The organism is Massilia norwichensis (assembly GCF_024753245.1).
Lineage (GTDB): Bacteria > Pseudomonadota > Gammaproteobacteria > Burkholderiales > Burkholderiaceae_D > Telluria > Telluria norwichensis.
Genome location: NZ_JANUGX010000001.1, coordinates 167,651 through 194,256, shown reverse-complemented (window position 1 = coordinate 194,256; position 26,606 = coordinate 167,651). Strand labels below are relative to the sequence as shown.

Sequence of the window (26,606 nt, the reverse complement as noted above, 5' to 3'; positions counted from 1 at the left end):
ATGTTCCATCCCTGCGTCGTTATCCCGGTCTACAACCACGAGCATGCGATCGCCAAGGTGCTCGGGCAGGTGCTCGCGCACGGCCTGCCCTGCATCCTGGTCGACGACGGCAGCTCGCCCGCCTGTGCGGCCGAGCTCGACCGCCTGACTGCCGCACATCCGGGCCAGGTGGTGCTGGAACGCCACGCCATCAACCAGGGCAAAGGCGGGGCGGTGCTGACCGGCTTCGCGCGCGCCGCCCGCGAGGGCCACAGCCACGTGCTGCAGGTCGACGCCGACGGCCAGCACAGCGTCGCCGACATCCCGCGCTTCCTGGACGCCGCGCGCGCGCGTCCGCAAGCGGTGGTGGCGGGCTGCCCGCTGTACGACGAGTCGGTGCCGGCGCTGCGCCTGTATGCGCGCTACCTGACCCACATCTGGGTCTGGATCAACACGCTGTCGCTGGCGATCCGCGATTCGATGTGCGGTTTTCGTGTCTATCCGGTCGCACCGGTGCTGGCGCTGGCGCACCGCCGCAAGCTCGGCCTGCGCATGAACTTCGACATCGAGATCCTGGTGCGCCTGTATTGGGACGGCGTCGAGGTCGTCAACCTGCCGACCCGGGTCGGTTATCCGGAAGACGGCGTATCGCATTTCAAGGCCTGGACCGACAACGTCCTGATCACCCGCCTGCACGTGGCCCTGTTCTTCGGCATGCTGCCGCGTGTGCCTTCGCTCCTGGGCCGCAAATGGCGTACCTGAACAAAGCCACGGACACGCGCCACTGGGCCGCGATCGAGGAGGCCAGCTTCGTGGCCGGCATGCGCCTGCTGTTCTGGGTCTGCCGCGTGTTCGGCCGCTGGCCCTTCCGCGTCGTGCTGTACCCGGTGCTGTTGTGGTACGTGCTGACCCAGCCGCGTGCGCGGCGCGCATCGGGCGGCTACCTGGCGCGCGTCGGCGCGCCGCACGGCGTGCTTGGCGTGACGCGCCACTTCGGCGCTTTTGCCGAGGCCATCCTCGACAAGATGCTGCTGTGGGGCGGCCTGTTCGATTTCAGCCGCGTGCGCCTGCATGGCGCCGCGCCGCTGCTCGAGATGGTCGAGCAGGGCAGGGGCGCGCTGCTGGTCTGTTCGCACCTGGGCAATCTCGATCTGTGCCGCGCGCTGTCGCTGCGCACGCCCGGCCTGAAGGTCACGGTGCTGGTGCATACCCGCCATGCCCAGGCCTTCAACGACATGCTCGCCAGGCTCGACCCGCGCAGCCAGCTGAACCTGATGCAGGTGACCGACATGAGCCCGGCGATGGCGATGCAGCTGTCCGAACGCATTGCCCGCGGCGAGTTCGTCGTGATCGCCGGCGACCGCGTGCCGGTGTCCAGCAATCCGCGGGTCGCGCTCGCATCCTTCCTGGGCCAGGAGGCCGCCTTCCCGGTCGGCCCCTGGGTCATGGCCTCCGTGCTGGGCTGCCCGGCCTACGCGATGTTCGCCACCCGCAGCGGCGACGGTGGCCACGAACTCCATTTCGAGCTGCTGCGCGAGCGGGTCAGCCTGCCGCGCCGCGGACGCGATGCCGCTTTGACCGAACTGGCCGGCGATTATGCCCGCCGGCTCGAACACCACGTCCGGCGCACGCCGCTGGAGTGGTTCAACTTCTACGACTTTTGGCATGTAACCGGATCGGAACGCGCAAATGCAGCTCACTGACCTCAACACCCGCAAGCGCACGGTGCGCTTCGACCGCGAGCGCCTGGCGCTGGAAGACATCGTCGACATCGCGCGCGGCACCGCCCATCCCACGCTGTCCGACGATCCGGCCTTCCGCGCCGCGATCGCCAAGGGCGCCGACTTCCTCGACCGCCTGCTGCGCGAAGATGGCGCGATCTACGGCGTGACGACCGGCTACGGCGATTCCTGCACCGTGACGGTGCCGCTGTCGCTGGTGGCCGAGCTGCCGCACCACCTGTACACCTACCACGGCTGCGGCATGGGGCAGTTCCTGACGCCGGCGCAGACGCGCGCGGTGATGGGCGCGCGCCTGGCCTCGCTGGCCAAGGGGTTTTCCGGCGTCAGCGTGGCGCTGCTGGAGCAGATCGTGCGCCTGTTCGACGCCGGCCTGCTGCCCTTGATCCCGAGCGAAGGCTCGGTCGGCGCCAGCGGCGACCTGACCCCGCTGTCTTACCTGGCCGCGGTACTGTGCGGCGAGCGCGAAGTGCTGCGCGACGGCCAGACCGTGCCGGCCGCGCAGGCCCTGGCGGAGGCCGGCATCGCCCCGCTGCGCCTGCGCCCGAAGGAAGGCCTGGCGATCATGAACGGCACCGCCGTGATGACCGGCCTGGCCTGCCTGGCCTGGGACCGCGCCGACTACCTGGCGCGCCTGACGACCCGCATCACCGCGCTGGCTTCCTTCGCCCTGGACGGCAACGACCATCACTTCGACGAGACCCTGTTCTCGGTCAAGCCGCATGCCGGCATGCAGAACGTGGCCGCCTGGCTGCGCCAGGATCTCGAATATGCCGGCCAGCTCGAGCGCAACGGCAAGCGCCTGCAAGACCGCTATTCGATCCGCTGCGCGCCGCACGTCATCGGCGTACTGGCCGATGCGCTGCCTTTCTTCCGCAGCGCCATCGAGAATGAGCTGAACAGCGCCAACGACAATCCGATCATCGATGCCGAAGGCGAGCGCGTGCTGCACGGCGGCCACTTCTACGGCGGCCATATCGCCTTCGCGATGGACGGCATGAAGAACGCGGTGGCGAACCTGGCCGACCTGCTGGACCGCCAGATGGCGCTGCTGGTCGATGCGCGCTACAACGCCGGCCTGCCGGCCAATCTGTCCGGCATGACGGGCGAACGCGCCGCCATCAACCACGGTTTGAAGGCGCTGCAGATTAGCGCTTCGGCCTGGACCGCCGAAGCCCTGAAGCTGACCATGCCGGCCTCGGTGTTCTCGCGTTCCACCGAATGCCATAACCAGGACAAGGTCAGCATGGGTACGATCGCCGCGCGCGACTGCCTGCGTGTGCTGGAGCTGACGGAACAGGTGGCTGCGGCGCTCTTGATCACCGTGCGCCAGGGCGTGTGGCTGCGCCGCCGGCTCGATCCGGCGCGCGGGCTGCCGGCGCCGCTGGCGCGCATGCTCGACCTGCTCGGCGCCGACGTCGAGCCGATCACCGAGGACCGCCGCCTCGACCCGGAACTGCATCTGCTGCTGGGACGCATCCGCGACCAGGCCTGGAGCCTGTATGCGTAAGCTGAAGCCCGCCTCGCGCTGGAGCGCCGAAGTCGAGGTGCAGGTGCAGTTCTACGACCTCGACCCGATGGAGATCGTCTGGCACGGCAACTACGCCAAATACCTCGAGATCGCGCGCTGCGCGCTGCTCGACAAGATCGGCTACAACTACCCGCAGATGAAGGAATCGGGCTACATGTGGCCGATCATCGAGATGAACCTGCGCTACGTGGCCGCCGCCACCTTCTGCCAGCGCCTGCTGGTTCGCGCCGACATCGTCGAGTGGGAGAACGCGCTGCGCATCGACTACCTGATCAGCGATGCCGAGACCGGCAAGCGCATCAACCGCGCGACCACGACCCAGGTCGCGGTCGACATCGCGAGCCGCGAGATGTGCTTCGTCTCGCCGCCCGTCCTTTTCGAAAAGCTGGGAGTGCAAGCACCATGAAACGTATCCTCTTTGGCCTGCTGCTGGCGGCGAGCGGCGCCCAGGCCGCGGCACCGGTCGCGACCATCCAGGGCATGCTGGCCAAGCCCGAACAGCTGTGCGGCCGCTTCGAACAGACCAAGCAGCTGGCCGGCATGAAGAAGCCGCTGGCCTCGAACGGACGCTTCTGCGTGGTCGCCGGCAAGGGCGTGCTGTGGCGCACCCTGAAACCCTTCCCGAACACGCTGCGCCTGTCGCGCGACGAGATCGTGCACCTGCAGGGCGAGCGCGTGGCAATGCGCCTGGAAGCGAGCCAGGAGCCGACCGTACGCATGATCAACGGCGTGCTGTTCTCGCTGCTGGGCGGCGACCTCGGCCAGCTCGAAACCCTGTTCGAGGTCGACGGCAAGGCCACCGCCAAATCCTGGAACGTGTCGCTGAAGGCGCGCAGCCCGGCGCTGGCGCGGGCGATCGGCGCGATCTCGCTGGACGGCGACGCCTATGTGCGCAACATCCACATGGTGGAGCAGGGCGGCGACCGCACCGACATCAGCTTCTCCGACATCAAGACCGGCCCCGGCGCCGTCTTGCCTGAAGAGGCGGCCCTGTTTTGATCACGCATAAGCGCCCGCATCGACATCTTGCGCTGCTGTGGGCACTGGTGGTGTGCCTGCTGGTGGGCCACAACGCCTGGCTGTGGCTGGGCAAGCGCATCGTGCCGGACACCGACATCCTGGCGCTGCTGCCGGCCGACCAGCGCGACCCGGTGCTGCAGCAATCCTTTACGCACATGGTCGACAGCGCCCAGCAGCGCGTGGTGATCCTGGTCGGCGCCGCCGAATGGAACGATGCGCGGCGCGCCGCCGATGCCTGGAGCGCGGCGCTGGCGCCGCATGCGGACCTGCTGCGCCTGGACGCGGCCGGCGACGAAGTCCAGGCGGGCTGGCTGGACGGCCTGCAGGCGCATGCGACGCTGTTGATAAGCAAAGAGCAGGAAAACCAGCTGCGCGAGCAGCCGGCCGGCTTCTGGCTCGAATCCGCGCTGGGCCGCCTGTACGGTGCCTTCGGCGGGCCCAAGCTGGGCGCCTTCCGCGACGACCCCTTCGGCCTGCTGGCCGGCTGGATGCAGGAACGCGCCGGCGAGACGCCCGTGCGTCCGCGCGACGGCCGCCTGTTCGTGGCGGGGCAGGGGCGCGAATACGTGCTGCTGACCTATACCCTGCAACAGCCGGCCTTTTCGCTGGCGGCGCAGCGCCAGGTCGTGCCGCTGCTGGACCAGGCCGGTGCCGCTGCGCAGCGCGCGGTGCCCGGCGTCGAAGTGATCAAGGCCGGCGTCGTGCTGCACGCCGCGGCGGCCGGGCGCCAGGCCAGCAGCGAGGTCGAGACGATCGGCCTGGGCTCGCTGGCCGGCATCGTGCTGCTGACCTGGCTGACCTTCCGTTCGGTCAAGCCGATCACCCTGGTGCTGCTGGCGATCGGCATCGGCTTTCTCGGCGCCCTGTCCGTGTGCTGGCTGCTGTTCGGCCGCATCCACCTGCTGACGCTGGTGTTTGGCGCCAGCCTGATCGGCGTGGCCCAGGATTACGGCATCTATTTCCTCTGCCACCGGCTGGGCGCCGACCCCGCCCTCGATTCGCCGCGCCTGCTGCGCCGCCTGCTGCCCGGCCTGGGCCTGACCCTGCTGGCGGCGGTGATCGGCTACATGGGCCTGGCGCTGACGCCTTTCCCCGGTCTGCGCCACATGGCCGTCTTCTCCGCGCTGGGCCTGGTGTTCGCCTGGCTGACCGTGGCCTGCTGGTTCCCGGCACTGGTCAAGGCGCGCGACATGCGGGCCGGCTGGCTGGCGCGGCGCTACACCGGTTTGGCCGCGCGCTGGCCGCGCGTCTCCGCCAGCCCGGCCACGCTGGCGCTGCTGGCACTGCTCGGCGCGGGCGCGCTGCTCGGCTGCATGCGTTTGACCGTGAACGACGACATCCGCTCGCTGCAATCCTCGCCGCCGCAACTGGTGCAGGACCAGATCAAGCTGGGCAAGCTGCTCGACGTCCCGAGCCCGGTGCAGTACTACCTGGTGCGCGGCGCCACCGACCAGCAGGTGCTGCAGCGCGAAGAGGCGCTCAAGCGCAAGCTCGATCCGCTGATCGCCCAGGGCCATATCGCCGGCTACCAGGCGCTGTCGAACTGGGTGCCGTCGGCGCAGACGCAGCGCGAGCGCCTGGCGCTGGTGGAAGGCCGCCTGCTCGGCGCCGAGGGTCCGCTGGCGGCGCTGGCACAGCAGGTCGGCGAAGACCGCGGCTGGGTCGAGGCGACCCGCACCCATCTGCTGTCGCGGGCCGCGCCGATGTCGCCGGATGCCTTCCTGCGCACCCCGGCCAGCGAGCCGTGGCGCCACCTGTGGATCGGCGAAGTCGGCGGCGTGCGCGCCAGCATCGTCGCGCTCCGCGGCATGCGCTATGCCTCGATTCCGGTACTCGAACGCGCCGCCGAGGGCCTCGAAGGCGTGCAGTGGGTCGACAAGGTCGGCGGCATCTCGGCCGTGCTGGGACGCTACCGCGCCTACATGGGCTGGGTGGTGCTGGGTGCCTATGCGCTGGTCTACCTGGTGCTGTTCCCGCGCTACCGCGGCCGTACCTGGCGCGTGCTGGCGCCGACCGCCGCGGCCAGCGTGCTGACCCTGGCGCTGCTCGGCTTGAGCGGCCAGAGCCTGCAGCTCTTTCACGTGCTGGCCCTGATGCTGCTGCTCGGGGTGGGCGTCGACTACGGCATCTTCATGCAGGAGCGGCATGGCAAGGACGGCGATGCGCCCTGGCTGGCGGTCGGCCTGTCGGCGGCCAATACCCTGCTGTCCTTCGGACTGCTGGCACTGAGCGGCACCCCGGCGCTGCGCGCCTTCGGCCTGACCATGCTGGCCGGGACCGCACTGGTCTGGCTGGCCGCGCCTTGCTTCATCCTGAGCGAAGAGGAGACCCATGCGGAGACTGTCTATGCCTAAGTATGCCGTGCTTCCTGCGGCCGTTTTGCTGGCCGGCCTGCTGCTGGGCGGCTGCACGGCGCCCAAGGCCGGGCCGGCGCGCCTCGGCCTGCGCCTGGCGCCCGCCACGCTGGGCCAGCCCATCAGCGTGCAGCAGCACCTGACCGTGCAGCGCGGCGGCAGTACCAACGACCTCGACGTCGCGCTCGAAGTCGACGCCGCGCGCCTGAACCTGGTCGGCCTTGCGTTCGGCCAGCGCGTGCTGAGCCTGGACTTCGACGGCCGCGAGCTGAAGGAGTGGCGCCATCCGATGCTGCCGGCGCAGGTGCGCGCCGCCGACGTGCTCGAAGACCTGCAGCTGACCTTGTGGCCGGCCGCCGAGATCGCGCGCGCGCTGCCGTCCGGCTGGAGCATCGAGGAGCAGGGCCTGCGCCGCACGCTGCGCCTGGACGGCAAGGTCGTGACCACCATCGATTACAGCGGCACGCCGCGCTGGCAGGGAACTGCGGTGCTGGATAACGTGCGTTACCAATACCAGCTGACCGTCGAGTCGGCCGCAGAATGAGGGAATGGGGCCCAGCATGCAGTACCTGAACGATTGCGCCATCGTGTGCGCACTCGGCAGCGGGCGCGAAGAAGTCGCGTGGCGCCTGCTCGAGGAAGCGCGCAGCGGCTTGCGCGTCTCCGATGCGTATTCGCCCGGCCGCGAACTGCCGGTAGGCTGCGTCGATGTCGCACTGCCGCGTGTCGACCACCTGCCGCTGCCGCTACGCAGCCGCAACAACCAATTGGCGCTGGCCGCGCTGGCGCAGCTGCGCCCGGCGGCCGAGGCGGCGATCGCGCGTTACGGCGCGGCCCGCGTCGGCGTCGTGATCGGCACCAGCACCTCGGGCGTGGCAGCCACCGAAGCGGCGCTGGCGGCCGAGCTGGCGGATGGCGCACTGCCGGCCGGCTTCCACTACGGCCAGCAGGAAATGGGCTCGCCCGCCGAGCTGATTGCGCGCGAACTCGGCACCGGCGGCCCGGCCTATGTCCATTCGAGCGCCTGCTCGTCGAGCGCCAAGGCGCTTGCCAGCGCCGCACGCCTGATCCGCATGGGCTTGTGCGACGCGGTCGTCACCGGCGGCGTCGATACCCTGTGCGCGTTCACGGTGGCCGGCTTCAGCGCGCTGGAATCGGTCAGCCCGGCGCCCTGCAATCCGCTCGGCGCCAACCGCAAGGGCATCAACCTGGGCGAGGGCGCGGCGCTGTTCCTGATGAGCCGCGAGCCGGCTGCGGTGGCGCTGTGCGGCTGGGGCGAGTCGTCCGACGGCCACCACATGTCGGCGCCCGATCCGGCGGGTGGCGGCGCGCGCATCGCGATGCGCGAAGCCCTGCGGCGCGCCGGCATCGAACCTGGCCAGATCGATTACATCAACCTGCACGGCACCGCCACCGTGCAGAACGATGCGATGGAATCGCGCGCGGTGGCCGAGCTGTTCGGCGGCGATGTCGCGGTCAGCTCGACCAAGCCCTTCACCGGCCACACGCTCGGCGCCGCCGGTGCGGTCGAAGCGGCCTTCTGCTGGCTCGCCATGCAGGACGATAACCCCGAGGGCCGGCTGCCGCCGCACCTGTGGGATGGAGCGCCCGATCCGGCGCTGCCGGCCTTGAACGTGGCGCTGCCCGGCGCGCGCCTGGGCCGCCCGCTGCGCTGGGCGCTCAGCAATTCCTTCGCCTTCGGCGGTTCGAATGCGACCCTGGTGTTCGGGAGGACGGCATGAGCCTGCCCGACATCAAGACCCTGGTGCCGCACAGCGGGACCATGTCGCTGCTCGATTCGCTGCTGGCGGCCGATGCCGAAAGCCTGAGCGCACGGGTGTCGATCGGTCCGCAGACCCTGTTCTGCGAGGACGGCGCGGTGGGCGCCTGGGTCGGCGTCGAGTACATGGCGCAGGCGGTGGCCGCGCATGCCGGCTACAAGGCGCGCCTGCGCGGCGAGCCGGTTCGGGTCGGCTTCCTGCTCGGTACCCGCCGCTACAGCTGCGCGGTGCCGGCTTTCGCGACCGGCAGCACGCTGGACATCCACGTGCGCTGCGCGCTGCAGGGCGAGACCGGTCTCGGCGCCTTCGACTGCCGCATCGTCGATGCCGAGCGCGGCGCCGAGCTGGCGGCGGCGACGATCACCGTGTTCCAGCCTGAGAATGTAGAAGAATTTTTGCAACGGAGTTCCGAATGAGTAGTACCGACAAGACTGTGCTGGTGACCGGCTCTTCGCGCGGCATCGGCAAGGCCATCGCGCTGCGCCTGGCCCGCGATGGCTACCGGGTGGTGGTGCATTGCCGCAGCCGCCGCGATGAAGCGGATGCGGTGGCCGCCGAGATCGAAGCGGCGGGCGGCAGCGCGCGCGTGCTGCAGTTCGATATCGGCGACCGCGCCGCCAGCGCCGCCGCGCTGCTGGCCGACGTCGACGCCCATGGCTGTTATTACGGCGTGGTCTGCAACGCCGGCATCGCGCGCGACACCGCCTTCCCGGCGATGCTCGACGAGGAATGGGACCAGGTGCTGGGCACCAACCTCGACGGCTTCTACAACGTGCTCAAGCCCCTGTGCATGCCCATGGTCCAGCGCCGCAAGCCGGGCCGCATCGTGACCATGGCCTCGGTCTCGGGCCTGATCGGCAACCGCGGCCAGGTCAACTACAGCGCGGCGAAGGCCGGCATCATCGGCGCCACCAAGGCGCTGGCGCTGGAACTGGCCAAGCGCGACATCACGGTCAATTGCGTGGCCCCGGGCATGATCGAAACCGACATGCTCGACGAGGCGCCGGTGGAAGAAGCGCTGAAGCTGATCCCGGCGCGCCGCGTCGGCCGTCCGCAAGAAGTGGCGGCCCTGGTCAGTTTCCTGATGTCGGAAGACGCCGGCTACATCACCCGTCAGGTGATCTCGGTGAACGGAGGTTTGGCATGAACAAGCGTGTCGTCGTCACCGGCATGGCCGGCATCAGCCCGCTCGGCAACGATTGGGCCAGCGTACGCGCACGCCTCGGCGCGTACCGCAACGCGATCGTTCGCATGGCGGACTGGGAAGGCTACGAGGGCCTGAACACGCGCCTCGGTGCGCCGGCCGCACCCTTCGATTTGTCCGAGCGCTTCAACCGCAAGACCCAGCGCAGCATGGGCCGGGTGGCGCTGCTGGCCACGCGCGCGAGCGAACTGGCGCTGCAGGATGCCGGCCTGCTCGAGCATCCGCTGCTCACCAGCGGCCGCATGGGCGTGTCCTTCGGCTCCTCGGCCGGCACGCCGAGCGCGATCGGCGACTTCGGCCGCATGATGGAAGAGCGCACCACACGCGGCATCAACGCCACCACCTACATCAAGATGATGGCGCACACGGCGCCGGTGAACATCGGCGTGTTCTTCGGCGTGACCGGACGCGTGTTCACGACCTCGTCGGCCTGTACCTCGGGCAGCCAGGGCATCGGCTACGCCTATGAAGCGATCAAGAGCGGCAAGCAGATCGCGATGATCGCCGGCGGTGCCGAGGAACTGGACGCGACCGAAGCGGCGGTGTTCGACACCCTGTTCGCGACCAGCGTGCGCAACGACGAGGCCCACCTGACGCCGCGTCCCTTCGACAGCGCGCGCGACGGCCTGGTGATCGGCGAAGGCGCCGGCTGCCTGATCCTCGAAGAACGCGAGCACGCGCTGGCGCGCGGCGCCACCATCTACGCCGAGATCGTCGGCTTCGGCACCAACAGCGACGGCACCCATGTGACGCAGCCGAACGCGGCGACGATGAAGGTGGCGATGCAGCTGGCGCTCGAAGACGCCGGCCTGGCCCCGGACGCGATCGGCTACGTCAACGCCCACGGCACCGCGACCCAGCAGGGCGACGTGGCCGAGAGCCAGGCCACCGCCGAGGTGTTCGGCAAGCGTATACCGATCAGCTCGCTCAAGAGCTACATGGGACACACGCTCGGCGCCTGCGGCGCGCTGGAGGCATGGTTCAGCATCGAAATGATGCGCGAAGGCTGGTTCGCGCCGACCATCAACCTGGATGAGGTCGATCCGGCCTGCGGTGAGCTCGACTATATTCGCGGCGAGGGCCGCAAGCTCGACTGCGAATACATCATGTCGAACAATTTTGCGTTCGGCGGCATTAATACGTCGCTGATTTTCAAACGGTAGTACCCACAAATAACAAAACAGGGAGAAAGATGAAGAACACCCGCCGTACCGTTTTGCTGGCAACCACTGTACTGGCCGCAGGCTTGATGCAGGGCTGCGCCACGCGCATCAAGGCCGCGTCGACCGACAATCCGCCGCCGTCCAAGGCGTTCTCGGCCTATAGCCGCATCGTTGTCAAGCCGGTCGTGTTCCGCGAAGGCTACCACGGCAGCCAGGCCGGCCTGGCCAAGATCGAAGAGAACCTGCGCAAGGACCTGGGCGAGAAGGCCGAGCAATGGAACAACCGCCCCAACGACGGCAGCGTGCTGACCGTCGAACCGGTGGTGGAAGAGCTGTCCTTCAAGCGCATCGCCACCCGCGTCTTCCTGGGCCCCCTGGCCGGCAGCTCGGGCGTGCTGATGCGCGTGAGCTTCCGCGACCAGAACGGCAACGTGATCGCCAATCCGGAATTCTTCCAGCGCACCGCGGCTTTCAGCGGCGGCTTCACCCTGGGCGTCACCGACAACCTCATGCTGACCCGCGTGGCCAACCTGGCCAGTGGTTACATCATCGCCAATTACGACAAGGCGGTGGGCGGCCCGACCGGCGCCGACGACAAGGCTGTTCGTCACAACTAAAGGAGAAAACGATGGCTATGACAAAGATGGGGTATGGAATCGCCTGTGCACTGCTGCTGGCGGCCGCGACGTCGGCCCAGGCCAACGACCGCAAGCACATGTTGCCGATCAAGGAGGCGCTGGCCAGCGCCGCCGCGGATGAGCGCCTGGGCGACTCGGTCAAGTTTTATTTCGGTAACCAGCCGAGTCCGGCGGTCGTGAAGCGCATGGGCATGGACCAGACCAGCCAGAAGACGAATGCCTTCGCCAAGTCCGACGAAAAGGCCTGCAACTGGGTCTTCCTGTCCGCACTGCGCCAGATGGAAAAACGCGCCCGTGAGCTCGGTGCCAACGCCGTCATCAACATCGCCAGCAACTACAAGAACGTCGAAGTCAAGAGCGACACCGAGTTCGAGTGCCACGCCGGCGCCATCATGGCCGGCGTCGCGCTGAAGGGCGAGTTCGTCAAGGTTGCCGAGTAAGTGACTGCGGACGCGCCTCATCGGGCATCGGTCTGGCTGCTCGATGCGGATGCGCTGGCGGACGAGACGCTGGATTCGTACGCCGCCTGGCTGGATGCCTCGGAGCGGGAGCGTCTGGTCCGCTTTCAACGTCCGGCGCGGCGGCGCCAGTTTCTTGGTGGGCGGGTGCTTGCCCGCCTGGCGCTTGGCCACGTGCTGGGCGCCGAGCCATCCGCCATCCGTCTGCTGGACCGTCCCGGCGCGGCGCCGCTGTTGGCGTCGCCTTCGGCGCCGGCGGCCGGATTCAGTAATTCCCATAGTGGCCGCTGGGTGGCCTGTGCCGTGAGCGGCAGCTCGAAACTCGGATTGGACATCGAACGCATCGACGCGAGCCGCGATATCGATGCGCTGGCTGCGCAGGCTTTCGATGCGGATCGGCAGGCTTGGCTGACTACACGTCCTGCAGAAACCCGCGTACGGGATTTCTACGGTTTGTGGAGCAGGGCGGAGGCGCAGTTCAAGCTGGACATGCCGGCAGGCTCGGTGTTCGAGCTGTCGACGCCGGAACTGGCGATTGTGCTGTGCTGCGGGCGGATGCTGGACAAACCGCCGGCGCTCGAGCTCAGGACGCTCAGCGCGTTACCCCCACCAGCTTGTGCACCAGCTCCGACGAGGTCGAGGCCGAAAACTTCTTCATGAGCTTGGCCCGGTGCATCTCCACCGTGCGCGGCGACAGATCGGTTTCGCGCGCGATCACCTTGCTGGTCTTGCCTTCGACCAGCAGCGCGGCGATCTCGCGCTCGCGCGGGGTCAGTGCGGCCGTCACCGGGCGCTTCTCGCTCACATCCTCGAACGTCCAGACGCCGGCGCCCAGCGGTTGCTGCGGGTCGAGCGCGCGGCCCGTCACGTGGCACCAGAACAGTTCGCCGTTGGCGCGGCGCATGATCCGCTCGTCCGAGTAGCGTCCCCTGACGTTCATGATGGGGACGATGCGGTCGCCGGTGCGCAGGAATTCGTCTTCGGTCGGGTACAGTACCTCGAAGGACTTGCCGTCCAGCTCGGCGCAGTCGTAGCCGAACATATCCGCCAGCGCATGGTTGCAGGCCTGGATGATGCGGTTGACCGAGATGCACATGCCGACCGGCGCATGCTGGAAAATCATCTCGTAATCGATGGCGTATGATGCGCTGGATGGCATGTCGGTGCGGCCCGGTAGTTCTACGGTATTGTGCTTTGCAGGTCGCTATTTTATTCTCGAATTCTACTCTGCTGTACAGATCACTTACTAAAGGGACGGGTATGAATAAAGTTTATCCAGATGCGCGGTCCGCACTCGCGGGCGTCGTCCAGGACGGCCAGACCATCGCCGTGGGCGGTTTCGGCCTGTGCGGTATTCCGGAAGCGCTGATCCTGGCGTTGCGCGACTCCGGCGTCAAGAACCTGACGGCCATCTCAAACAATGCCGGCGTCGACGACTTCGGTCTCGGTCAACTGCTCACCACGCGCCAGATCAAGAAGATGATCGCTTCTTATGTCGGCGAAAACAAGGAATTCGCGCGCCAGTACCTGGCCGGCGAACTCGAGCTGGAATTCACGCCGCAGGGCACGCTGGCCGAGAAGCTGCGCGCCGGCGGCGCCGGCATCCCGGCCTTCTTCACCAAGACCGGCTACGGCACCATCGTCGCCGAAGGCAAGGAAACCCGCGAATTCGACGGCGAGATGTATGTGATGGAGCGCGCGCTCAACCCGGACGTGGCACTGGTCAAGGCTTACATGGCCGACCGCGCCGGCAATCTGGTGTTCCGCAAGACCGCGCGCAACTTCAACCCGAACGTCGCCACCGCGGGCAAGGTCTGCATCGTCGAAGTCGAGAAGCTGGTCGAGGTCGGCGAGATCGATCCGGATCAGGTGCACCTGCCGAGCATCTTCGTGCACCGCATCGTTCATAACCCGACGCCGGAAAAGCGCATCGAACAGCGCACCGTGCGCGCAAGCTAAGACCAGGAGACAAGAACATGGCATGGACTCGTGATGAAATGGCCGCGCGCGCGGCAAAGGAACTGCAGGACGGTTTCTACGTGAACCTGGGCATCGGCCTGCCGACCCTGGTGGCGAACTACGTCCCGCAGGACGTCGAAGTGTTCCTGCAGTCGGAAAACGGCCTGCTGGGCATCGGTCCGTTCCCGACCGACGATGCGGTCGACGCCGACCTGATCAACGCCGGCAAGCAGACCGTGACTGCGCTGCCGGGCTCGGCATACTTCAGCTCCGCCGATTCCTTCGGCATGATCCGCGGCGGCAAGATCAACCTGGCGATCCTGGGTGCGATGCAGGTCTCGGAAAAGGGTGACCTGGCCAACTGGATGATCCCGGGCAAGATGGTGAAGGGCATGGGCGGCGCGATGGACCTGGTGGCCGGCGTCAAGCGCGTGGTGGTGCTGATGGAGCATGTCGCCACCGCCAAGGACGGTTCGGTCAGCCACAAGATCCTCAAGAAGTGCGACCTGCCGCTGACCGGCGTGGGCGTGGTCGACCGCATCATCACCGACCTGGGCGTCATCGACGTCACCGACACCGGCCTCAAGCTGGTGGAACTGGCGCCGGGCGTGAGCAAGGAGCAGGTGGTGGAAGCGACCACGGCCGAGCTGGACGTGTCGGCAGTCTGAAGCCTGAACCAAGCGCGCCAAACGAAACCGCGGCCTGGCAGCCGCGGTTTTTTTATTCCAGCGTCCAGACGTACTGGACAGGGACCATGGTCCGCACCGGTACGCCGTTTTCGCGGGCCGGATGGAAACTGCACAGCGCCAGGGCGCTGCGTGCCGCCTCGTCCAGGCCGGGATAACCGCTCGATTTCCTGACGAATGCGTCCAGCACCCCACCCCGCTCATCGAGCATGAAGCCGAGCGTGACCGTGCCCTGATGCCCGGCGGCAAGGTCCTCTTTCGGGTATTCAGGCTTGCGGCAGCTGTTGAAGTCGACGATCGCCTGCTGCCGCGCGCTCTTCGAATGCGTGGGCGTCGAAGCGGAAGCGGTGACGCGGCTCGTCGGCGCATGCGCGCTGGCGGCGCACACGACGGCCAGGCCCAGCACCGGGATTGCCGCTTTCCAGTTCAGAGCCTGCACGTCGGGGCGCAGCAGGCGGCGGATGCGTGCCATCAGGTCGCCGCCGTTCGCGGCCTGGGCCAGGTGGTGGCTGGAAAACTGCAGCTTTTCGAGCTCCGACAGCGCCAGCGCCAGGCGGCGCGGCTCGCCCAGGTGGCGGGCGGCGAAATCGTCGGCGATCTGTTCGCGTTCGGCACGGATGCGGCGCGACAGCCACCACACGGCCGGGTGGTAGAACAGCAGGGTCTCGATCACGTTCTGCAGCAGGTTGACCAGGTAATCGTGGCGCCGGACATGGCCGAGTTCGTGTGCCAGCAGGGCTTCGAGCAGGTGCGGCGGCATGCCGGCGACCAGGCTGGCCGGCACCAGCACCACCGCGCGCCACCAGCCGGCCGTGATCGGGCTGGCCAGGCCGTCCACGACCCGCAGTCGCACCTCGCGGTCCAGGCCGCAGCGTTCGGCCAGGCGCGCCAGGCGCGCCTGCCAGACCGGGTCCTGGGATTCGAGACGGGCGGCGCGGCCGATCCATAGCAGGCCGACCACCATGCGTAGGCTCAGTGCGCCGGCACAGCTCGCCCACAGCGCGACGATCCAGCCCAGGTTCTGCCCGAGCCATGGCAGCAGTCCGGCAGTATTCGGCCCGGCGGTGCCGGCGCCGGCACCGCCCGGCACCGGCGTGCCGTCCGCCACGCTGCCGCCCGCCTTCAGCAGCAGGGCCAGGTCGACGGCCGGCCATGCCAGGCACAGCAGCAGGCCGAGGCAGGCGACCGCGTAGCGCGTTTCGGGCCGGGCATTGCGCAAGGCCGTCAGCAGCACGGCGACGACGCAGCCGAGCAGGGCGCCCTGCCAGACGAAATGGACCAGGGTCCAGCCGACGGCGGCGACCAGGGCCGGGGCGCTCATCGTTTGTCCTCGAGCTGCCTGTCCGCGAGCTGCCTGTCCTCACCCTGCTTGCCGTCGTCCTTCAGCAGGGCTTCGATTTCTTCACGTTCCTTTTTCGAGATGCCGCTCTTGAGCGCGGCCAGCACCAGCGCCTTGGCCGAGCCGGAGAAGGCGCGCTGCATCAGGTCCTTGAGCAGATTGGTTTGCAGCGATTCCTGGGCCTGGGCCGGGGCATACACGTGAGACCGTTCGCTTTCGTCGCGGATCAGCAAACCCTTGGCGTGCATGATCTGCATCAGGCGCAGCACGGTGGCGTAGGTCACGTCGGGGCGGGTCTTCAGGATCTCGTCGTGCACTTGGCGGGCGGTGCCGGAACCGAGCGGCCACAGCACTTGCAGCAGGTCGAGTTCAGCCGGCGTCGGCTTGGAAGGGGCAGGGGGCTTGGCCATGGTTCATCCTCGAAAACAGTCTATGCGCCCGCGTAGACTAGCCGTTCTAGATTCGCCTGTCTACCGAAATATTTATCGAAATATTATTGCGAACCCGATAAGAATGGGAATAGCATAGACAGCATTGTCTACATCCTCCGAGGTGCCGATGAAGCTGCGAAACCTTCGCCTTGCCTGGCGCCTGCTGGCCCGGGAACCCGTGTATTCGGCGGTGGCGGTACTGGGCCTGGCGGTGGCGCTGGCGGCCTGCTTCCTGCTGTTCGGGCTGGTGCGCTATGCCTGGAGCTACAACGGCGCGCTTCAGGGCGCCGACGGCATCTATGTCGTCAAGGAGCGCCGCAACATGTTTCCGCGGCCCGATTGGGTCGAAAAAGGCCCGCCGCTCCTCGCGGCCAGGGCCAAAGCCGCCGGGCTGGTCAGCGACAGCACCGACGGCCGCAGCGAGCAGCTCGCGGCACGCATCGGCGAGCGCCTGGTGCAGCTCAGGCTGACGGTGGTCGAGCCCAACTACCTGGCGTTTTTCGGCATCCGCGCGCTGGCCGGCGATGCCGACGCGGCGCTGGCGCGGCCCGATGCGCTGGTGCTCAGCCGCAGCGAAGCGCTGCGCCTGTTCGGCACCGCGGACGCTCTCGGCAAGGTGCTGACGGTCGGCGGCGCGCCTTTCGTCGTGCGCGCCGTGATTGCCGACCTGCCGGCCAACACCAGCCCCGACTTCGGCGCCCTGCTCGGCAAGGGCGTGCACAGCTGGGACCCGCCGCCGACGACGACGCTGGGCGCCTGGTCCAGGGGCGCGCGCCTCTACCTGCGGCCGGCGCCCGGCGTCGGGCCGGCGCAACTGGAAGCCGCGCTGGAACGCATCGTCGCGACCGAGCGCGATGCCAGCCTGCCCGCCAGCCTGACCGATGGCAGGCCCAAACCGCTGACCAGCATCGCCGTCACGGCCTTGTCCAGAGTCTATTTCGATGCGGACCTGCTGGCCGGACGCGCCGGCGAACGTTACGGCAGCCCCGCGGCCATCGCCGGCCTTGGCCTGCTGGGCCTGTTGATCCTGGCGCTGGCGGCCGTCAACTACATCAACCTGGCCGCCGTGCGGACCGCCGCCCGCCGCCGCGAGATCGCGGTGCGCAAGGCGCTCGGCATCTCGGGCATTGGCCTGGCCGGGCAGTTCGTGGCCGAATCGCTGCTGGTCGGCGCCAGTTCGACCCTGCTCGGCGCCCTGCTGGCGTGGCTGACCCTGCCGCTGTTCTCGGAACTGGTCGGGCGCCCGCTGGCCGGCAGCTATGGCCTGGCCGGCTGGGCCCTGATGGCCGCGATCGGCCTGGGCACCGGCCTGCTGTCCGGCCTGTATCCGGCCTGGCTGGCGGCGCGGGTGCCGGCCAGCGTCGCCCTGGGCGGGCGCGGCGGCGACACCCTGTCCGGCGTGCGCCTGCGCCGGGTCCTGACGGTGGCGCAGTTCGCTGCCGCAATCGGACTGGTGACGGCCAGCATGTCGGTCTGGTGGCAGGCCAGCTACGCCAGCGCCGTCGACCCCGGCTTCGATCCGTCGCCGCAGCTGGTGCTGGCGCTGCCGGGCAAGCCCGGTTCGGCCGCGGCGCATGCCTTCAAGGCCGAGCTGGTGCGCTCGCCCATGATCGAGGGCGCGGTTGCCATGGCCGAGGCGATCGGCCGCGACGAGGTGACGATCATCCGCAACGTCACGCTGCGCGACGGTACCACCCTCCCCATCGAGGGCAAGGAGGTCGGCGCCAATTTCTTCCAGGTGCTCGGCCTGCGTCCGCTGGCGGGCCGGCTGTTCGCGCGCGAAGGCGAGGACGGCGTGGTGCTGAACGCGCGCGCGGTCCAGGCGCTGGGCTTCGCCTCGCCGGAGGCCGCGGTCGGCCAGATCGTCGACGGCAAGCTGCGCGTGATCGGCGTCGCGCCGGACCTGCGCTTCACGACGCTGCGCCAGAAGCCGGGACCGATCATCTACGCCCAGAACGAGGACGGGACCGTGCTGACGGTGCGGGTGCGTGGGCCGCTGCCCGCGGCGCGCGCCTTCATCGAGGCTTTGTGGGCGCGCCACTTCCCGAACGATTTGCCGGACATCGAGACCGCGACCTCGGTGTTCGCCCACAACTACGCCGACGACCTGCGCCAGGCCAGGGTGCTGGCCCTGGCCAGCGTGGTGGCGACCGCGCTCGCCTGCTTCGGCATTTACGTGCTGGCCAGCTATACGATCCGGCGCCGCGCCCGCGAATTCGTGCTGCGCAAGCTGCATGGCGCGACGGCACGCCACATCGGCCTGCTGGTCGCACGCGAGTGGCTGGGCCTGCTGGGGCTGGGCGCCTTGCTGGCGCTGGCACCGGCCTGGCTGTGGACCGAGCGCTACCTTGCCGGTTTCGTCGAGCGCGCGCCGATGGGCTGGTGGCCGCTGGTACTGGCCTGCGCCGGCGTCGGCCTCGTCGGGCTGGCCGGCTGCGCGCGCCAGGCGCTGGCGGCGATGCGGGTGTCGCCCGCGCTGGCCTTGCGCGACCAATGATTTCTTACTGATGGAGTGTCCATGCTGAACATGAAGCCCTTCCTGCCCATCCTGACCGCCTGCGCCATGGCCGTCGCCGCCCTCAGCCTGCCTGCCGGGCCGGCGCTGGCCTCGCCGATTCCCGACTATCCCTTCGCGCACGTGAACGGCAGCAGTTACCGGGTCGAGATGCCGGATATCGCGTCGCTCGACTTCCAGGTCGTGGCCGAGGGAACCGACCCGGCGGCCGCGCGCGCGACCATCGACGCTCGGATGGCCGAGGTGCGCGAACTGATGCAGAGGCTGAGCATCGACGTCGAGGAGATGCAGGTGCGCGAGGTGCGCCAGGGCCTGCGCAAGCAGCCCGCGGCCGACGGCCAAGCTGTGTACGAACTGAGCTGCGACGTGAAGATCAACCTGCGCAATGTCGCCAACTGGCCGGCGCTGGCCGGCGGCCTGCTGGGCAAGCCCAACCTGGACAGCTTTGCCGCCGATTTCGACCTCAGCACGATGAACAAGGTCACCGACGAGATGGTTGCCGAAGCGGTCGTGGATGCGCGCCACCAGGCCGAGGTCATGGCGACGGCAGCCGGGCGCCGCCTGGGCCCGGCGATGGCGATGACCAGCGATGCCATCAAGAAGCTGGGCACCAACTTGGGTCTGGAGCGCGACGAATTCAGAGGCGAGCGCAGGCAGGCCCGCCGCCCCGCCAACCAGAGTGCCGCGGAGATCGACCGCGATGTCTTCATCATGGTGCAAGCGCTCAAGCTGCGCCAGTCGGTCGACATGGTCTACCGCCTCGAGAACGCGGCGCCGGCCAGGGCGCGCAAGGCGAAGTAGGCACGGGCGCGCCGGCTTACGCTTGAGGCGGCGCAGGCGCGCGCGGCGACCCAAATCCGCCCGGCCCGGTCCAAGGGAGAGTATCCCGGACCGAGGCCATGGCGCACGACCCCGACATCGCAGGCAATCCCGACGAGCCCGACCCGCCCGGCCCGCGGCGCCCCTTCGCCGCCGAGCTGTGGGCGGTCACCCGGCATTACCGCTGGCGCATCGCCGCCTCGGTGCTGCTGCTGATCGTCGCCAAGATCGCCACGGTGGCGGTGCCGCTGGTGCTCAAGCGCATCATCGACGCCTTTTCCCAGCCTGCGCTGCCGGCCCAGCTGCCGATCTACCTGCTGGCCGGCTATGCCTTGCTGCGCTTCGCCTCGACCCTGTTCAACGAGTGGCGCGACCTGCTGTTCGCGCGCGTGACGCTCAGCACGGTCTCGAATTTCGCGCAAAAGACCTTCGCCCACCTGCACGCGCTCGGTCCGCGCTTCCATGCCCGGCGCCAGGTCGGCAGTTTGCTGCCGGACATCGACCGCGGCACCAACGGCATCGCCTTCCTGCTCGGTGTCGGGCTGTTCACCATTGTCCCGACCCTGGTGGAGATCGGCCTGGTGCTGGCGGTGATGCTGCGCCGCTACCACCCGGGCTTCTCCAGCATCATCGTGCTTACCTTCCTCGCCTATGTCGGCTTTACGCTGGTGTTCACGGCGCGCCGCGTGGTCTACCAGCGGCGCGTCAACAAGCTCGACTCGCGCGCCAAGGGGCAGCTGGCGGACAGCCTGATCAATGCGGACACCGTCAAGTATTTCGGCAACGAAGCCTTCGAGTCGCGCAAGTTCGCGAGCATCATGGATGGCTGGCTGGAGGCCGGGGTCGGCAACCAGCGCGCCCTGTTCACCCTGCACGTGGGGCAGAGCTTCGTGATCGCCATCGGCGTGGCCGCCATCATGCTGTTCGCCGGCCAGGCCGTCATGCAGCACCGCATGAGCGTGGGCGACCTGGTGCTGATCAACGCCTACGCGCTGCAGGTCTGCCTGCCGCTGAACGCCCTCGGCTTCGTCTACCGCGAAGCGCGCGACGCCCGCGTCAACGCCGAGCGCCTGTTCGGCCTGCTGCGCGAGCGTCCGGAAATGCCGGACCCGCCGGATGCGCCGGTACTGCACCCGGGCGCCGGCGAGGTCGTGTTCGAGCACGTCAGCTTCCATTACGACCCGGAGCGGCCGGTGCTGTTCGACGTCAGCTTCCGCATTCCGCCCGGCACCACCCTGGCGGTGGTCGGGCGCAGCGGTTCCGGCAAGTCGACCCTGGCGCGGCTGCTGCTGCGCCTGTACGACCCGAACACGGGCCGGGTGCTGATTGACGGCCAGGACATCCGCCATCGCAGCCCGTCCAGCGTGCGCCGTGCGATCGGTGTCGTGCCCCAGGACGCGGCGCTGTTCAACGACACGATCGGCAACAACATCGCCTATGCGCGTATCGACGCCGACAGGGAGGAAGTCGTGGCGGCGGCCAGGGCGGCCCAGCTGGACGGCTTGATTTCGGCGCTGCCGGAAGGCTACGACAGCCCGGTGGGCGAGCGTGGGGTGATGTTTTCGGGCGGCGAAAGGCAGCGCATCGGCATCGCCCGTGCGATCCTGAAGAACCCGCCCATCCTGATCTTCGATGAAGCGACCTCGGCCCTCGATTCGGTCTCGGAACATGCGATCACGCAGGAGCTGGAAAGGCTGGCGCGCAACCGCAGCACCCTGATCATCGCGCACCGCCTGTCGACCATCGTGAACGCCGATGCCATCATCGTCATGGAAAACGGCCGCATCGTCGAGCGCGGCACCCATGCGGAATTGCTGGAGCAGGAGGGCGCCTACGCGCAGTTGTGGCTGCTGCAGCAGCGCATGGCGCAGGCGCCCTGAGCGGCGCCGGGCGGTGGGCGCCTCTCAGGTGCGGCGTCGCAGTAATTGCAGGCCGAGCGCCGCCAGCAGCGTGGCGCCCAGCGCCAGCGCCGCCTTGTTCTGGCCGGCCCCGCCTGTGACGGCGCCCGCGCCCGCATCCGAGCCGCCGCCGCGCATGCCGCTGCGGATGCCGCTCGCCCCCACCGGCGGGACGTAGAAGGTGCCGCTGGTGTCGGCGGCCGGCGGCGCCCGCCTGGTCCAGCGGTCCATGAAGCGGTCCATCAGGCTGGCGGTGACGGGCGCCGCGAACTGGCCCAGCTCGAGGGCGCTGGCCGGCGCGCCGACCACGGTGGTCGCCCGCGGCTTGCGGGCCAGCGCGACCAGGGCCTCGGCCACGCGCTCCGGCGCCATGGCGCCGGGCGGCATCTTGAGCCTGGCCCCGCTGTAATTGGCGGCGTGGTAGATCGCCGGCGTGTCGACGAAGGTCGGGTAGACGTCGCAGACGTGGATGTTCGGGTAGTCGTGCAGCTCGCCGCGCAAGGCCTGGCTGAAGCCGCGCAGGGCGAACTTGCTGGCCGTGTAGGCGGCGGCATAGGGAGAGGCGATGAAGCCGCCGACCGAAATCATGTTGACCCAGATGCCATGGCCCTGGTCGCGGAAGATCGGCAAGACCGGGTAGGCATCGTTCATGTGGCCGACGAGGTTGGCGTCGATCACGCGGTGGTGGTCGGCGATCGGCACATCGAGGTATTTGCCGACTGCGCCGATGCCGACATTGCTGAACCACAAATCGATCCCACCGAGCACCTGGCGCGCACGGCGGGCGAAGCGCGCGACCGCGTCGGCGTCGGTCACGTCGACCAGCGCAAAGTCGGCCCGTCCGCCGGCCTCGCGGCAACGGCGGGCGACGTCGGCCAGGCCTTCCTCGCCGCGCGCCCCGAGCAGCAGACTGGCGCCTTGCCGGGCAAAGGCAATCGCCGTGGCGGCGCCGATGCCGCTCGATGCGCCGGTGATCACGACGCGGATCGTTTCTGGTTTCATACACGCACTCCCTGTCGATGTTGTCGGTCCAAGCCTGGGTATGGGGGCCGACGCAGCATGCGCAAGGGGCGAACGTGATTTTTCGCTAACTTTCCAGCTTGGCCAGTTTGCCCAGGCAACGGCGCTGGAAGTTGTCGAGACCGTCGGTGACCAGGGCATCGTCTTCGGCCAGCACCTCGGCGTCGATCAGCAGGCGCAGCTTGGCGATGCGGTCGCCCAGGGCCAGCGCTTCGGCCAGGTGGTCGGGGCCGTCCTGGCCCGCATGGGCGATGGCGCCGGCTACTTCTTTGGGGAAATTCCAGTGCAGGGCGATGGCGGAGGAGAGCTGGCGGCTGCCGCCCAGCAGGCGCGCGCCGAAGCTGCTCGAGCCCGGTATCCGGCCGTCCAGGCCGATCCGGTCGGCCACGCGGAAAGCGACGATCAAGCCCAGGTTCTGCATCAGCCCGGCCAGGTAAGCTTCGAACACGCCGGTGCTCAGGCCCGGCGCCATCAGGCTGGCGGCCAGGGCGCAACTCACCGACTGGTTCCACACCTGGGGCGCGGCTTCGCGCGCAAAGCCATCGGCCTGCATATTGATGAGGGGACGGAAGGCGATGCGCGCCAGCAGCATGCGCAAGCCGTTCTGGCCCAGCATCATGATCGCTGCCTCGACATTTTTCACCGGCGAGATCGGGCGGTAGTAGGCGCTGTTGGCTTCGCGGATCACTTCCGCCACCAGCACCACGTCCTGCGCGACCTGGCGCGCCAGTTCGGGCACCGAGGCGTCTTCGTCGTTCAGGCTGGCCAGCAACTTGGGGATCGCCTCGGGCACGCGCGGCACCAGGCCGGCCGCTTCGCCCGGCTGCAGGGACAGGATCCGCACTTCGTCGAGGATGCGGGTCTCGACCTCGTCCGGCGCCGCATAGCCGCGCGCCGCCGTCAGCCAGCGGTAGTAGGTGGCATCGATCTCGGCCGCCAGGTCGGCGGTCCGGTCGTCGGGGGCTGCCGTCTGGGGCGAGGCGGCGGGCGGGGTGTCGGCGCCGCCGCGCAGGCGGTTGATCCAGTTCTTCATAGGAGGGATTGTAACCGCAAAAAAAACGCCGGGCGAACCCGGCGTCTGAACGAGGATAGCTACAGAAACGTCGCTGGAAGGCCTCAGGCGGTTTCGTGGACCGCTTGTTCGCGCAGCGAGCCTTCGTCCACGCTCGGATTTTTCAGCTCGGCGCTCAGGCGTTCCTTGTCGAGCTCGCCTTCCCATTTCGACACGACGATGGTGGCCACGCCGTTGCCGATGATGTTGGTCAGGGCGCGGCATTCGCTCATGAACTTGTCGATGCCCAGGATCAGGGTCATGCCCGCCACCGGGATGGTCGGCACCACGGCCAGGGTTGCCGCCAGGGTGATGAAGCCGGCGCCGGTGATGCCGGATGCGCCCTTCGAGGTCAGCATGGCCACCAGCAGGATGGTCAGTTCCTGGGTCAGGGTCAGCTCGGTGTTGGTGGCCTGGGCCACGAACAGGGCGGCCATCGTCATGTAGATGTTGGTGCCGTCCAGGTTGAAGGAGTAGCCGGTCGGGACCACCAGGCCCACCACCGATTTCGGGCAGCCCAGCTTTTCCAGCTTGCGCATGATGGCCGGCAGCGCGCTTTCCGAGGAGCTGGTGCCCAGCACGATCAGCAGCTCTTCCTTGATGTAGGACAGGAAGCGGAAGATCGAGAAGCCGGTCCAGCGCGCGATGGCGCCCAGCACGATGACGATGAACAGGAAGCAGGTCAGGTAGAAGGAACCGACCAGCGAGGCCAGCGGCACCAGCGACTTGACGCCGTATTTGCCGATGGTAAAGGCCATCGCGCCGAAGGCACCGATCGGTGCTGCCTTCATGATGATGTTGACGACGCCAAAGATCGCGTGCGACAGCGCTTCGATGCCGCGCGTGATCGGACGGCCGCGTTCGCCCATCATCGACAGTGCGAAACCGAACAGGATCGCGATGAACAGCACCTGCAGGATCTCACCCTTGGCGAACGCATCCACGAAGGTGTTCGGGATGATGTTCATCAGGAAGTCGGTGGTCGACAGCGACTTGGTCTTCTCGGTGTACTGGGCGATCGAGTGGGTGTCGATGGTGGCCGGGTTGACGTTGAAGCCGGCACCCGGTTTGATCAGGTTGGCCACGATCAGGCCGATCGCCAGGGCGAAGGTCGACACGATCTCGAAGTAGAGCAGGGCCTTGCCGCCGACGCGCCCGACCTTCTTCATGTCCTGCATGCCAGCAATGCCGGCGACCACGGTACAGAAGATGACCGGGGCGATGATCATCTTGATGAGTTTGACGAAGCCGTCTCCCAGCGGCTTCATCGCAGTCGCCAGGCCCGGATCGAAGATGCCCAGCAGGACACCGACGATAATCGCGAACAGCACCTGGATGTACAGGACTTTATAGAATGGTTTTTTCATGATCAGGCTTCATGCGCTAATGATAGTGCCGTCATCATTACTGAAAATATCTGCGCCATCTATTGTGGAAAACCGCAACACCGGCACCTATAACCCATCCTACGCTTTCTGAATGTCGGGGCACGCCCGATTGAGAACTAGCGCCGGTAGATCGTACCGCCCTTCATCACGAAGCCCACCTTGCGCAGCGCGGCGATGTCCAGCGTCGGGTCGCCGTCGACCGCGACCACGTCCGCCAGCTTGCCCGGCTGCAGCGCACCAAGGTCCGGCTTGCCGAGGATGCCGGCTGCCACCGTGGTCGCGGCGCGCAGGGCTTCCGTCGGCGTCATGCCCAGGCGCACCATCCACGCCAGTTCACGCGCGTTGCTGCCGTGGGTGAAGACGCCGACGTCGCTGCCATTGCCGATCAGCACCCCCATCCTGTGCGCCAGCCTGAAGGCGCGCGCCGCCTCCTGCATGGCCGGGGTCGGGGCGCCGCCGCGCACGTGCTTCTGGAAGTATTCGCCGATCGCTTCCGGCGCCGTCAGGGTCGGCACGTAGGCGGTGCGGCGTTCCAGCATCAGCTTGAAGGTCGCTTCGCTGGCGCCGTAGCCGTGCTCGATGCTGTCGACACCGGCCAGCACGGCCAGGCGGATCGCGTCGTCGCTGCTGGCGTGGGCCGCCACCTTGCGTCCGGTGACATGGGCGGCCGCCACCATCGCCTTCATCTCTTCCAGCGTGAAAGTCGGGCGGGTGCTGCCGTCGATGCCGGTGCGGTAATCGGCGTAGAACTTGATCCAGTCGGCGCCGTGCGCGGACTGCTCGCGCACCGCTTTGGTTGCCTCGTCGACCCCGGTGGCCTGCTGGGCGCCGTAGGGGATTTCCATGTCCGGGCGGTAGCTGCGCTCGGCCGGGCCGTAGCTGGCCGTGGCGACGATGGCGCGGGTGGCGACCAGCAGGCGCGGGCCCGGCACCTGGCCCTCTTCGATGGCGCGCTTGATGCCGACGTCGTCGTAGCCGGCGCCTTCGGTGCCGAGGTCGCGCAGGGTGGTGAAGCCGGCCTGCAGCGTGTCAGCCGCATGGCGCACCGCCAGCGCGACGCGGTAGGCCGGGGCTTCCTTGATCACCTGGTCGTCCCAGGTGGTCTCGTTATACGGATGCAGCAGCACGTGCGAGTGCAGGTCGATCAGGCCCGGGATCAGGGTCTTGCCGGGCAGGCTGATGCGTTCGGCATCGCTCGGGACGGTCATCTTGTCCGCCGGGCCGACCGCCTGGATGCGGCCCTGCGCCACCAGCACGCTCCAGCCGGCGTGCGCGGCGCCGTCGCCGGTCCAGACCTTGTCGGCCGTGATCAGGACCGGGCCGGGCGGCGGCACCTGGGGCGCGGCATGGGCCGGCAGGCCGGCAAGGGCGCCAACCAGCGCGACGATGGAAAGGGCGAGCTGCCGGGAGCGGATCCGCATGGGTGTCTTCCTCTTGTGTTTATGAAATGGAAAGACGACATCATAGCGGAGCGGGGCCACGGCAGCCTCATCCATGCCTTCGGTCCACAGTTGGAAAATGCCAAAACAACAAGCTTCCATCCTGTCCAGGACAGGAAATTCGATGGTTATTTGATGTAGATCAAGCAATAAGTTTGATCAAAAGACCATGTCAAATACAATATTTCCCCAAG

26 protein-coding genes are annotated in these 26,606 nt (G+C 68.1%); 19 read left to right on the top strand and 7 right to left on the bottom strand.

Features of this window, described 5'->3' with window-relative positions; all coding sequences use genetic code 11:
* Genes NX782_RS00830 through NX782_RS00765 form a run of 14 tightly spaced genes read left to right on the top strand, consistent with a single transcriptional unit; the run spans position 1 to position 12,527 of the window.
* Complete coding sequence (locus tag NX782_RS00830; RefSeq protein ID WP_258843576.1) at positions 1-741, top strand: glycosyltransferase family 2 protein; 741 nt, start codon at positions 1-3, stop codon at positions 739-741.
* Positions 729-1,682, top strand: coding sequence for a lysophospholipid acyltransferase family protein (locus tag NX782_RS00825; protein WP_258843575.1), 954 nt, complete (start codon positions 729-731; stop codon positions 1,680-1,682). Before NX782_RS00830 ends, NX782_RS00825 begins: the two co-directional genes overlap by 13 nt.
* The gene (locus tag NX782_RS00820; RefSeq protein WP_258843574.1) at positions 1,669-3,228 is read left to right on the top strand and encodes an HAL/PAL/TAL family ammonia-lyase; all 1,560 of its coding nucleotides are present in this window, start codon (positions 1,669-1,671) and stop codon (positions 3,226-3,228) included. The genes NX782_RS00825 and NX782_RS00820 overlap by 14 nt, the downstream gene beginning before the upstream one ends.
* Positions 3,221-3,655, top strand: coding sequence for an acyl-CoA thioesterase (locus NX782_RS00815; protein WP_258843573.1), 435 nt, complete (start codon positions 3,221-3,223; stop codon positions 3,653-3,655). The genes NX782_RS00820 and NX782_RS00815 overlap by 8 nt, the downstream gene beginning before the upstream one ends.
* Entirely contained in the window at positions 3,652-4,248 is a 597-nt protein-coding gene (locus NX782_RS00810; RefSeq protein ID WP_258843572.1) for an outer membrane lipoprotein carrier protein LolA, read from the top strand. The genes NX782_RS00815 and NX782_RS00810 overlap by 4 nt, the downstream gene beginning before the upstream one ends.
* Complete coding sequence (locus NX782_RS00805) at positions 4,245-6,623, top strand: MMPL family transporter (RefSeq protein ID WP_258843571.1); 2,379 nt, start codon at positions 4,245-4,247, stop codon at positions 6,621-6,623. The genes NX782_RS00810 and NX782_RS00805 overlap by 4 nt, the downstream gene beginning before the upstream one ends.
* Positions 6,616-7,167, top strand: a complete 552-nt coding sequence (locus NX782_RS00800) for a DUF3261 domain-containing protein (RefSeq protein ID WP_258843570.1) — start codon at positions 6,616-6,618, stop codon at positions 7,165-7,167. Before NX782_RS00805 ends, NX782_RS00800 begins: the two co-directional genes overlap by 8 nt.
* Positions 7,168-7,183: 16 nt before the next feature.
* The gene (locus tag NX782_RS00795; protein ID WP_258843569.1) at positions 7,184-8,365 is read left to right on the top strand and encodes a beta-ketoacyl-ACP synthase; all 1,182 of its coding nucleotides are present in this window, start codon (positions 7,184-7,186) and stop codon (positions 8,363-8,365) included.
* Positions 8,362-8,820 (top strand): hotdog family protein, encoded by a 459-nt coding sequence (locus NX782_RS00790; RefSeq protein ID WP_258843568.1) that lies wholly within the window; start codon positions 8,362-8,364, stop codon positions 8,818-8,820. Before NX782_RS00795 ends, NX782_RS00790 begins: the two co-directional genes overlap by 4 nt.
* Positions 8,817-9,551, top strand: coding sequence for a 3-oxoacyl-ACP reductase FabG (fabG, locus tag NX782_RS00785; protein ID WP_258843567.1), 735 nt, complete (start codon positions 8,817-8,819; stop codon positions 9,549-9,551). The genes NX782_RS00790 and fabG overlap by 4 nt, the downstream gene beginning before the upstream one ends.
* Entirely contained in the window at positions 9,548-10,771 is a 1,224-nt protein-coding gene (locus NX782_RS00780) for a beta-ketoacyl-ACP synthase (RefSeq protein WP_258843566.1), read from the top strand. Before fabG ends, NX782_RS00780 begins: the two co-directional genes overlap by 4 nt.
* 29 nt (positions 10,772-10,800) lie before the next feature.
* Positions 10,801-11,388 carry a hypothetical protein gene (locus tag NX782_RS00775; protein WP_258843565.1) on the top strand — a complete coding sequence of 196 codons (588 nt, stop codon included), beginning with the start codon at positions 10,801-10,803 and terminating at the stop codon, positions 11,386-11,388.
* An 11-nt stretch (positions 11,389-11,399) separates the two neighbouring features.
* Entirely contained in the window at positions 11,400-11,849 is a 450-nt protein-coding gene (locus NX782_RS00770) for a heavy metal-binding domain-containing protein (RefSeq protein WP_308632749.1), read from the top strand.
* Positions 11,850-12,527, top strand: coding sequence for a 4'-phosphopantetheinyl transferase family protein (locus NX782_RS00765; protein WP_258843564.1), 678 nt, complete (start codon positions 11,850-11,852; stop codon positions 12,525-12,527). It abuts the gene before it with no gap.
* On the opposite strand, the gene NX782_RS00760 is transcribed toward NX782_RS00765, so the two are convergent.
* Positions 12,460-12,990: a PAS and helix-turn-helix domain-containing protein gene (locus NX782_RS00760; protein ID WP_258843563.1), complete on the bottom strand. Its 531-nt coding sequence runs from the start codon at positions 12,988-12,990 to the stop codon at positions 12,460-12,462. The genes NX782_RS00765 and NX782_RS00760 overlap by 68 nt on opposite strands.
* Before the next feature lie 137 nt (positions 12,991-13,127).
* On the opposite strand from NX782_RS00760, the gene NX782_RS00755 reads away from it, so the two are divergent.
* Together NX782_RS00755 and NX782_RS00750 are read left to right on the top strand one after the other, a co-directional pair.
* The gene (locus tag NX782_RS00755) at positions 13,128-13,826 is read left to right on the top strand and encodes a CoA transferase subunit A (RefSeq protein ID WP_258843562.1); all 699 of its coding nucleotides are present in this window, start codon (positions 13,128-13,130) and stop codon (positions 13,824-13,826) included.
* A gap of 17 nt (positions 13,827-13,843) precedes the next feature.
* On the top strand, positions 13,844-14,494 hold the full coding sequence (locus NX782_RS00750) for a CoA transferase subunit B (protein ID WP_258843561.1): 651 nt from the start codon (positions 13,844-13,846) through the stop codon (positions 14,492-14,494).
* Positions 14,495-14,546: 52 nt separating this feature from the next.
* Here NX782_RS00750 and NX782_RS00745 read toward each other — a convergent pair whose 3' ends face one another.
* Together NX782_RS00745 and NX782_RS00740 are read right to left on the bottom strand one after the other, a co-directional pair.
* A complete protein-coding gene (locus NX782_RS00745; protein ID WP_258843560.1) occupies positions 14,547-15,833 on the bottom strand; it encodes a M56 family metallopeptidase in 1,287 nt (428 codons plus the stop codon).
* Complete coding sequence (locus NX782_RS00740) at positions 15,830-16,261, bottom strand: BlaI/MecI/CopY family transcriptional regulator (RefSeq protein ID WP_258843559.1); 432 nt, start codon at positions 16,259-16,261, stop codon at positions 15,830-15,832. Before NX782_RS00740 ends, NX782_RS00745 begins: the two co-directional genes overlap by 4 nt.
* A gap of 148 nt (positions 16,262-16,409) precedes the next feature.
* On the opposite strand from NX782_RS00740, the gene NX782_RS00735 reads away from it, so the two are divergent.
* The 3 genes from NX782_RS00735 to NX782_RS00725 all read left to right on the top strand — a co-directional run bounded on the left by NX782_RS00735 (position 16,410) and on the right by NX782_RS00725 (position 21,496).
* Entirely contained in the window at positions 16,410-18,779 is a 2,370-nt protein-coding gene (locus tag NX782_RS00735; RefSeq protein ID WP_258843558.1) for an ABC transporter permease, read from the top strand.
* A 21-nt stretch (positions 18,780-18,800) separates the two neighbouring features.
* Entirely contained in the window at positions 18,801-19,598 is a 798-nt protein-coding gene (locus tag NX782_RS00730; protein ID WP_258843557.1) for an SIMPL domain-containing protein, read from the top strand.
* Between the two features lie 98 nt (positions 19,599-19,696).
* Entirely contained in the window at positions 19,697-21,496 is a 1,800-nt protein-coding gene (locus NX782_RS00725) for an ABCB family ABC transporter ATP-binding protein/permease (protein ID WP_258843556.1), read from the top strand.
* A 24-nt stretch (positions 21,497-21,520) separates the two neighbouring features.
* On the opposite strand, the gene NX782_RS00720 is transcribed toward NX782_RS00725, so the two are convergent.
* The 4 genes from NX782_RS00720 to NX782_RS00705 all read right to left on the bottom strand — a co-directional run bounded on the left by NX782_RS00720 (position 21,521) and on the right by NX782_RS00705 (position 26,394).
* Entirely contained in the window at positions 21,521-22,516 is a 996-nt protein-coding gene (locus tag NX782_RS00720) for an SDR family oxidoreductase (RefSeq protein ID WP_258843555.1), read from the bottom strand.
* Between the two features lie 85 nt (positions 22,517-22,601).
* Entirely contained in the window at positions 22,602-23,567 is a 966-nt protein-coding gene (locus tag NX782_RS00715) for an HDOD domain-containing protein (protein ID WP_258843554.1), read from the bottom strand.
* Positions 23,568-23,650: 83 nt separating this feature from the next.
* Positions 23,651-24,955: a dicarboxylate/amino acid:cation symporter gene (locus NX782_RS00710; protein WP_258843769.1), complete on the bottom strand. Its 1,305-nt coding sequence runs from the start codon at positions 24,953-24,955 to the stop codon at positions 23,651-23,653.
* Between the two features lie 134 nt (positions 24,956-25,089).
* A complete protein-coding gene (locus NX782_RS00705) occupies positions 25,090-26,394 on the bottom strand; it encodes a metal-dependent hydrolase family protein (protein ID WP_258843553.1) in 1,305 nt (434 codons plus the stop codon).
* Positions 26,395-26,606 lie beyond the last annotated feature (212 nt).

Excerpts from the sequence above, each read along its gene's own strand:
- NX782_RS00830 (WP_258843576.1), top strand. The coding sequence starts at position 1 with ATGTTCCATCCCTGCGTCGTTATCCCGGTCTACAACCACGAGCATGCG.
- NX782_RS00825 (WP_258843575.1), top strand. The coding sequence starts at position 729 with ATGGCGTACCTGAACAAAGCCACGGACACGCGCCACTGGGCCGCGATC.
- NX782_RS00820 (WP_258843574.1), top strand. The coding sequence starts at position 1,669 with ATGCAGCTCACTGACCTCAACACCCGCAAGCGCACGGTGCGCTTCGAC.
- NX782_RS00815 (WP_258843573.1), top strand. The coding sequence starts at position 3,221 with ATGCGTAAGCTGAAGCCCGCCTCGCGCTGGAGCGCCGAAGTCGAGGTG.
- NX782_RS00810 (WP_258843572.1), top strand. The coding sequence starts at position 3,652 with ATGAAACGTATCCTCTTTGGCCTGCTGCTGGCGGCGAGCGGCGCCCAG.
- NX782_RS00800 (WP_258843570.1), top strand. The coding sequence starts at position 6,616 with ATGCCTAAGTATGCCGTGCTTCCTGCGGCCGTTTTGCTGGCCGGCCTG.
- NX782_RS00795 (WP_258843569.1), top strand. The coding sequence starts at position 7,184 with ATGCAGTACCTGAACGATTGCGCCATCGTGTGCGCACTCGGCAGCGGG.
- NX782_RS00790 (WP_258843568.1), top strand. The coding sequence starts at position 8,362 with ATGAGCCTGCCCGACATCAAGACCCTGGTGCCGCACAGCGGGACCATG.
- fabG (WP_258843567.1), top strand. The coding sequence starts at position 8,817 with ATGAGTAGTACCGACAAGACTGTGCTGGTGACCGGCTCTTCGCGCGGC.
- NX782_RS00780 (WP_258843566.1), top strand. The coding sequence starts at position 9,548 with ATGAACAAGCGTGTCGTCGTCACCGGCATGGCCGGCATCAGCCCGCTC.
- NX782_RS00775 (WP_258843565.1), top strand. The coding sequence starts at position 10,801 with ATGAAGAACACCCGCCGTACCGTTTTGCTGGCAACCACTGTACTGGCC.
- NX782_RS00770 (WP_308632749.1), top strand. The coding sequence starts at position 11,400 with ATGGCTATGACAAAGATGGGGTATGGAATCGCCTGTGCACTGCTGCTG.
- NX782_RS00760 (WP_258843563.1), bottom strand. The coding sequence starts at position 12,990 with ATGATTTTCCAGCATGCGCCGGTCGGCATGTGCATCTCGGTCAACCGC.
- NX782_RS00755 (WP_258843562.1), top strand. The coding sequence starts at position 13,128 with ATGAATAAAGTTTATCCAGATGCGCGGTCCGCACTCGCGGGCGTCGTC.
- NX782_RS00750 (WP_258843561.1), top strand. The coding sequence starts at position 13,844 with ATGGCATGGACTCGTGATGAAATGGCCGCGCGCGCGGCAAAGGAACTG.
- NX782_RS00745 (WP_258843560.1), bottom strand. The coding sequence starts at position 15,833 with ATGAGCGCCCCGGCCCTGGTCGCCGCCGTCGGCTGGACCCTGGTCCAT.
- NX782_RS00740 (WP_258843559.1), bottom strand. The coding sequence starts at position 16,261 with ATGGCCAAGCCCCCTGCCCCTTCCAAGCCGACGCCGGCTGAACTCGAC.
- NX782_RS00735 (WP_258843558.1), top strand. The coding sequence starts at position 16,410 with ATGAAGCTGCGAAACCTTCGCCTTGCCTGGCGCCTGCTGGCCCGGGAA.
- NX782_RS00730 (WP_258843557.1), top strand. The coding sequence starts at position 18,801 with ATGCTGAACATGAAGCCCTTCCTGCCCATCCTGACCGCCTGCGCCATG.
- NX782_RS00725 (WP_258843556.1), top strand. The coding sequence starts at position 19,697 with ATGGCGCACGACCCCGACATCGCAGGCAATCCCGACGAGCCCGACCCG.
- NX782_RS00720 (WP_258843555.1), bottom strand. The coding sequence starts at position 22,516 with ATGAAACCAGAAACGATCCGCGTCGTGATCACCGGCGCATCGAGCGGC.
- NX782_RS00715 (WP_258843554.1), bottom strand. The coding sequence starts at position 23,567 with ATGAAGAACTGGATCAACCGCCTGCGCGGCGGCGCCGACACCCCGCCC.
- NX782_RS00705 (WP_258843553.1), bottom strand. The coding sequence starts at position 26,394 with ATGCGGATCCGCTCCCGGCAGCTCGCCCTTTCCATCGTCGCGCTGGTT.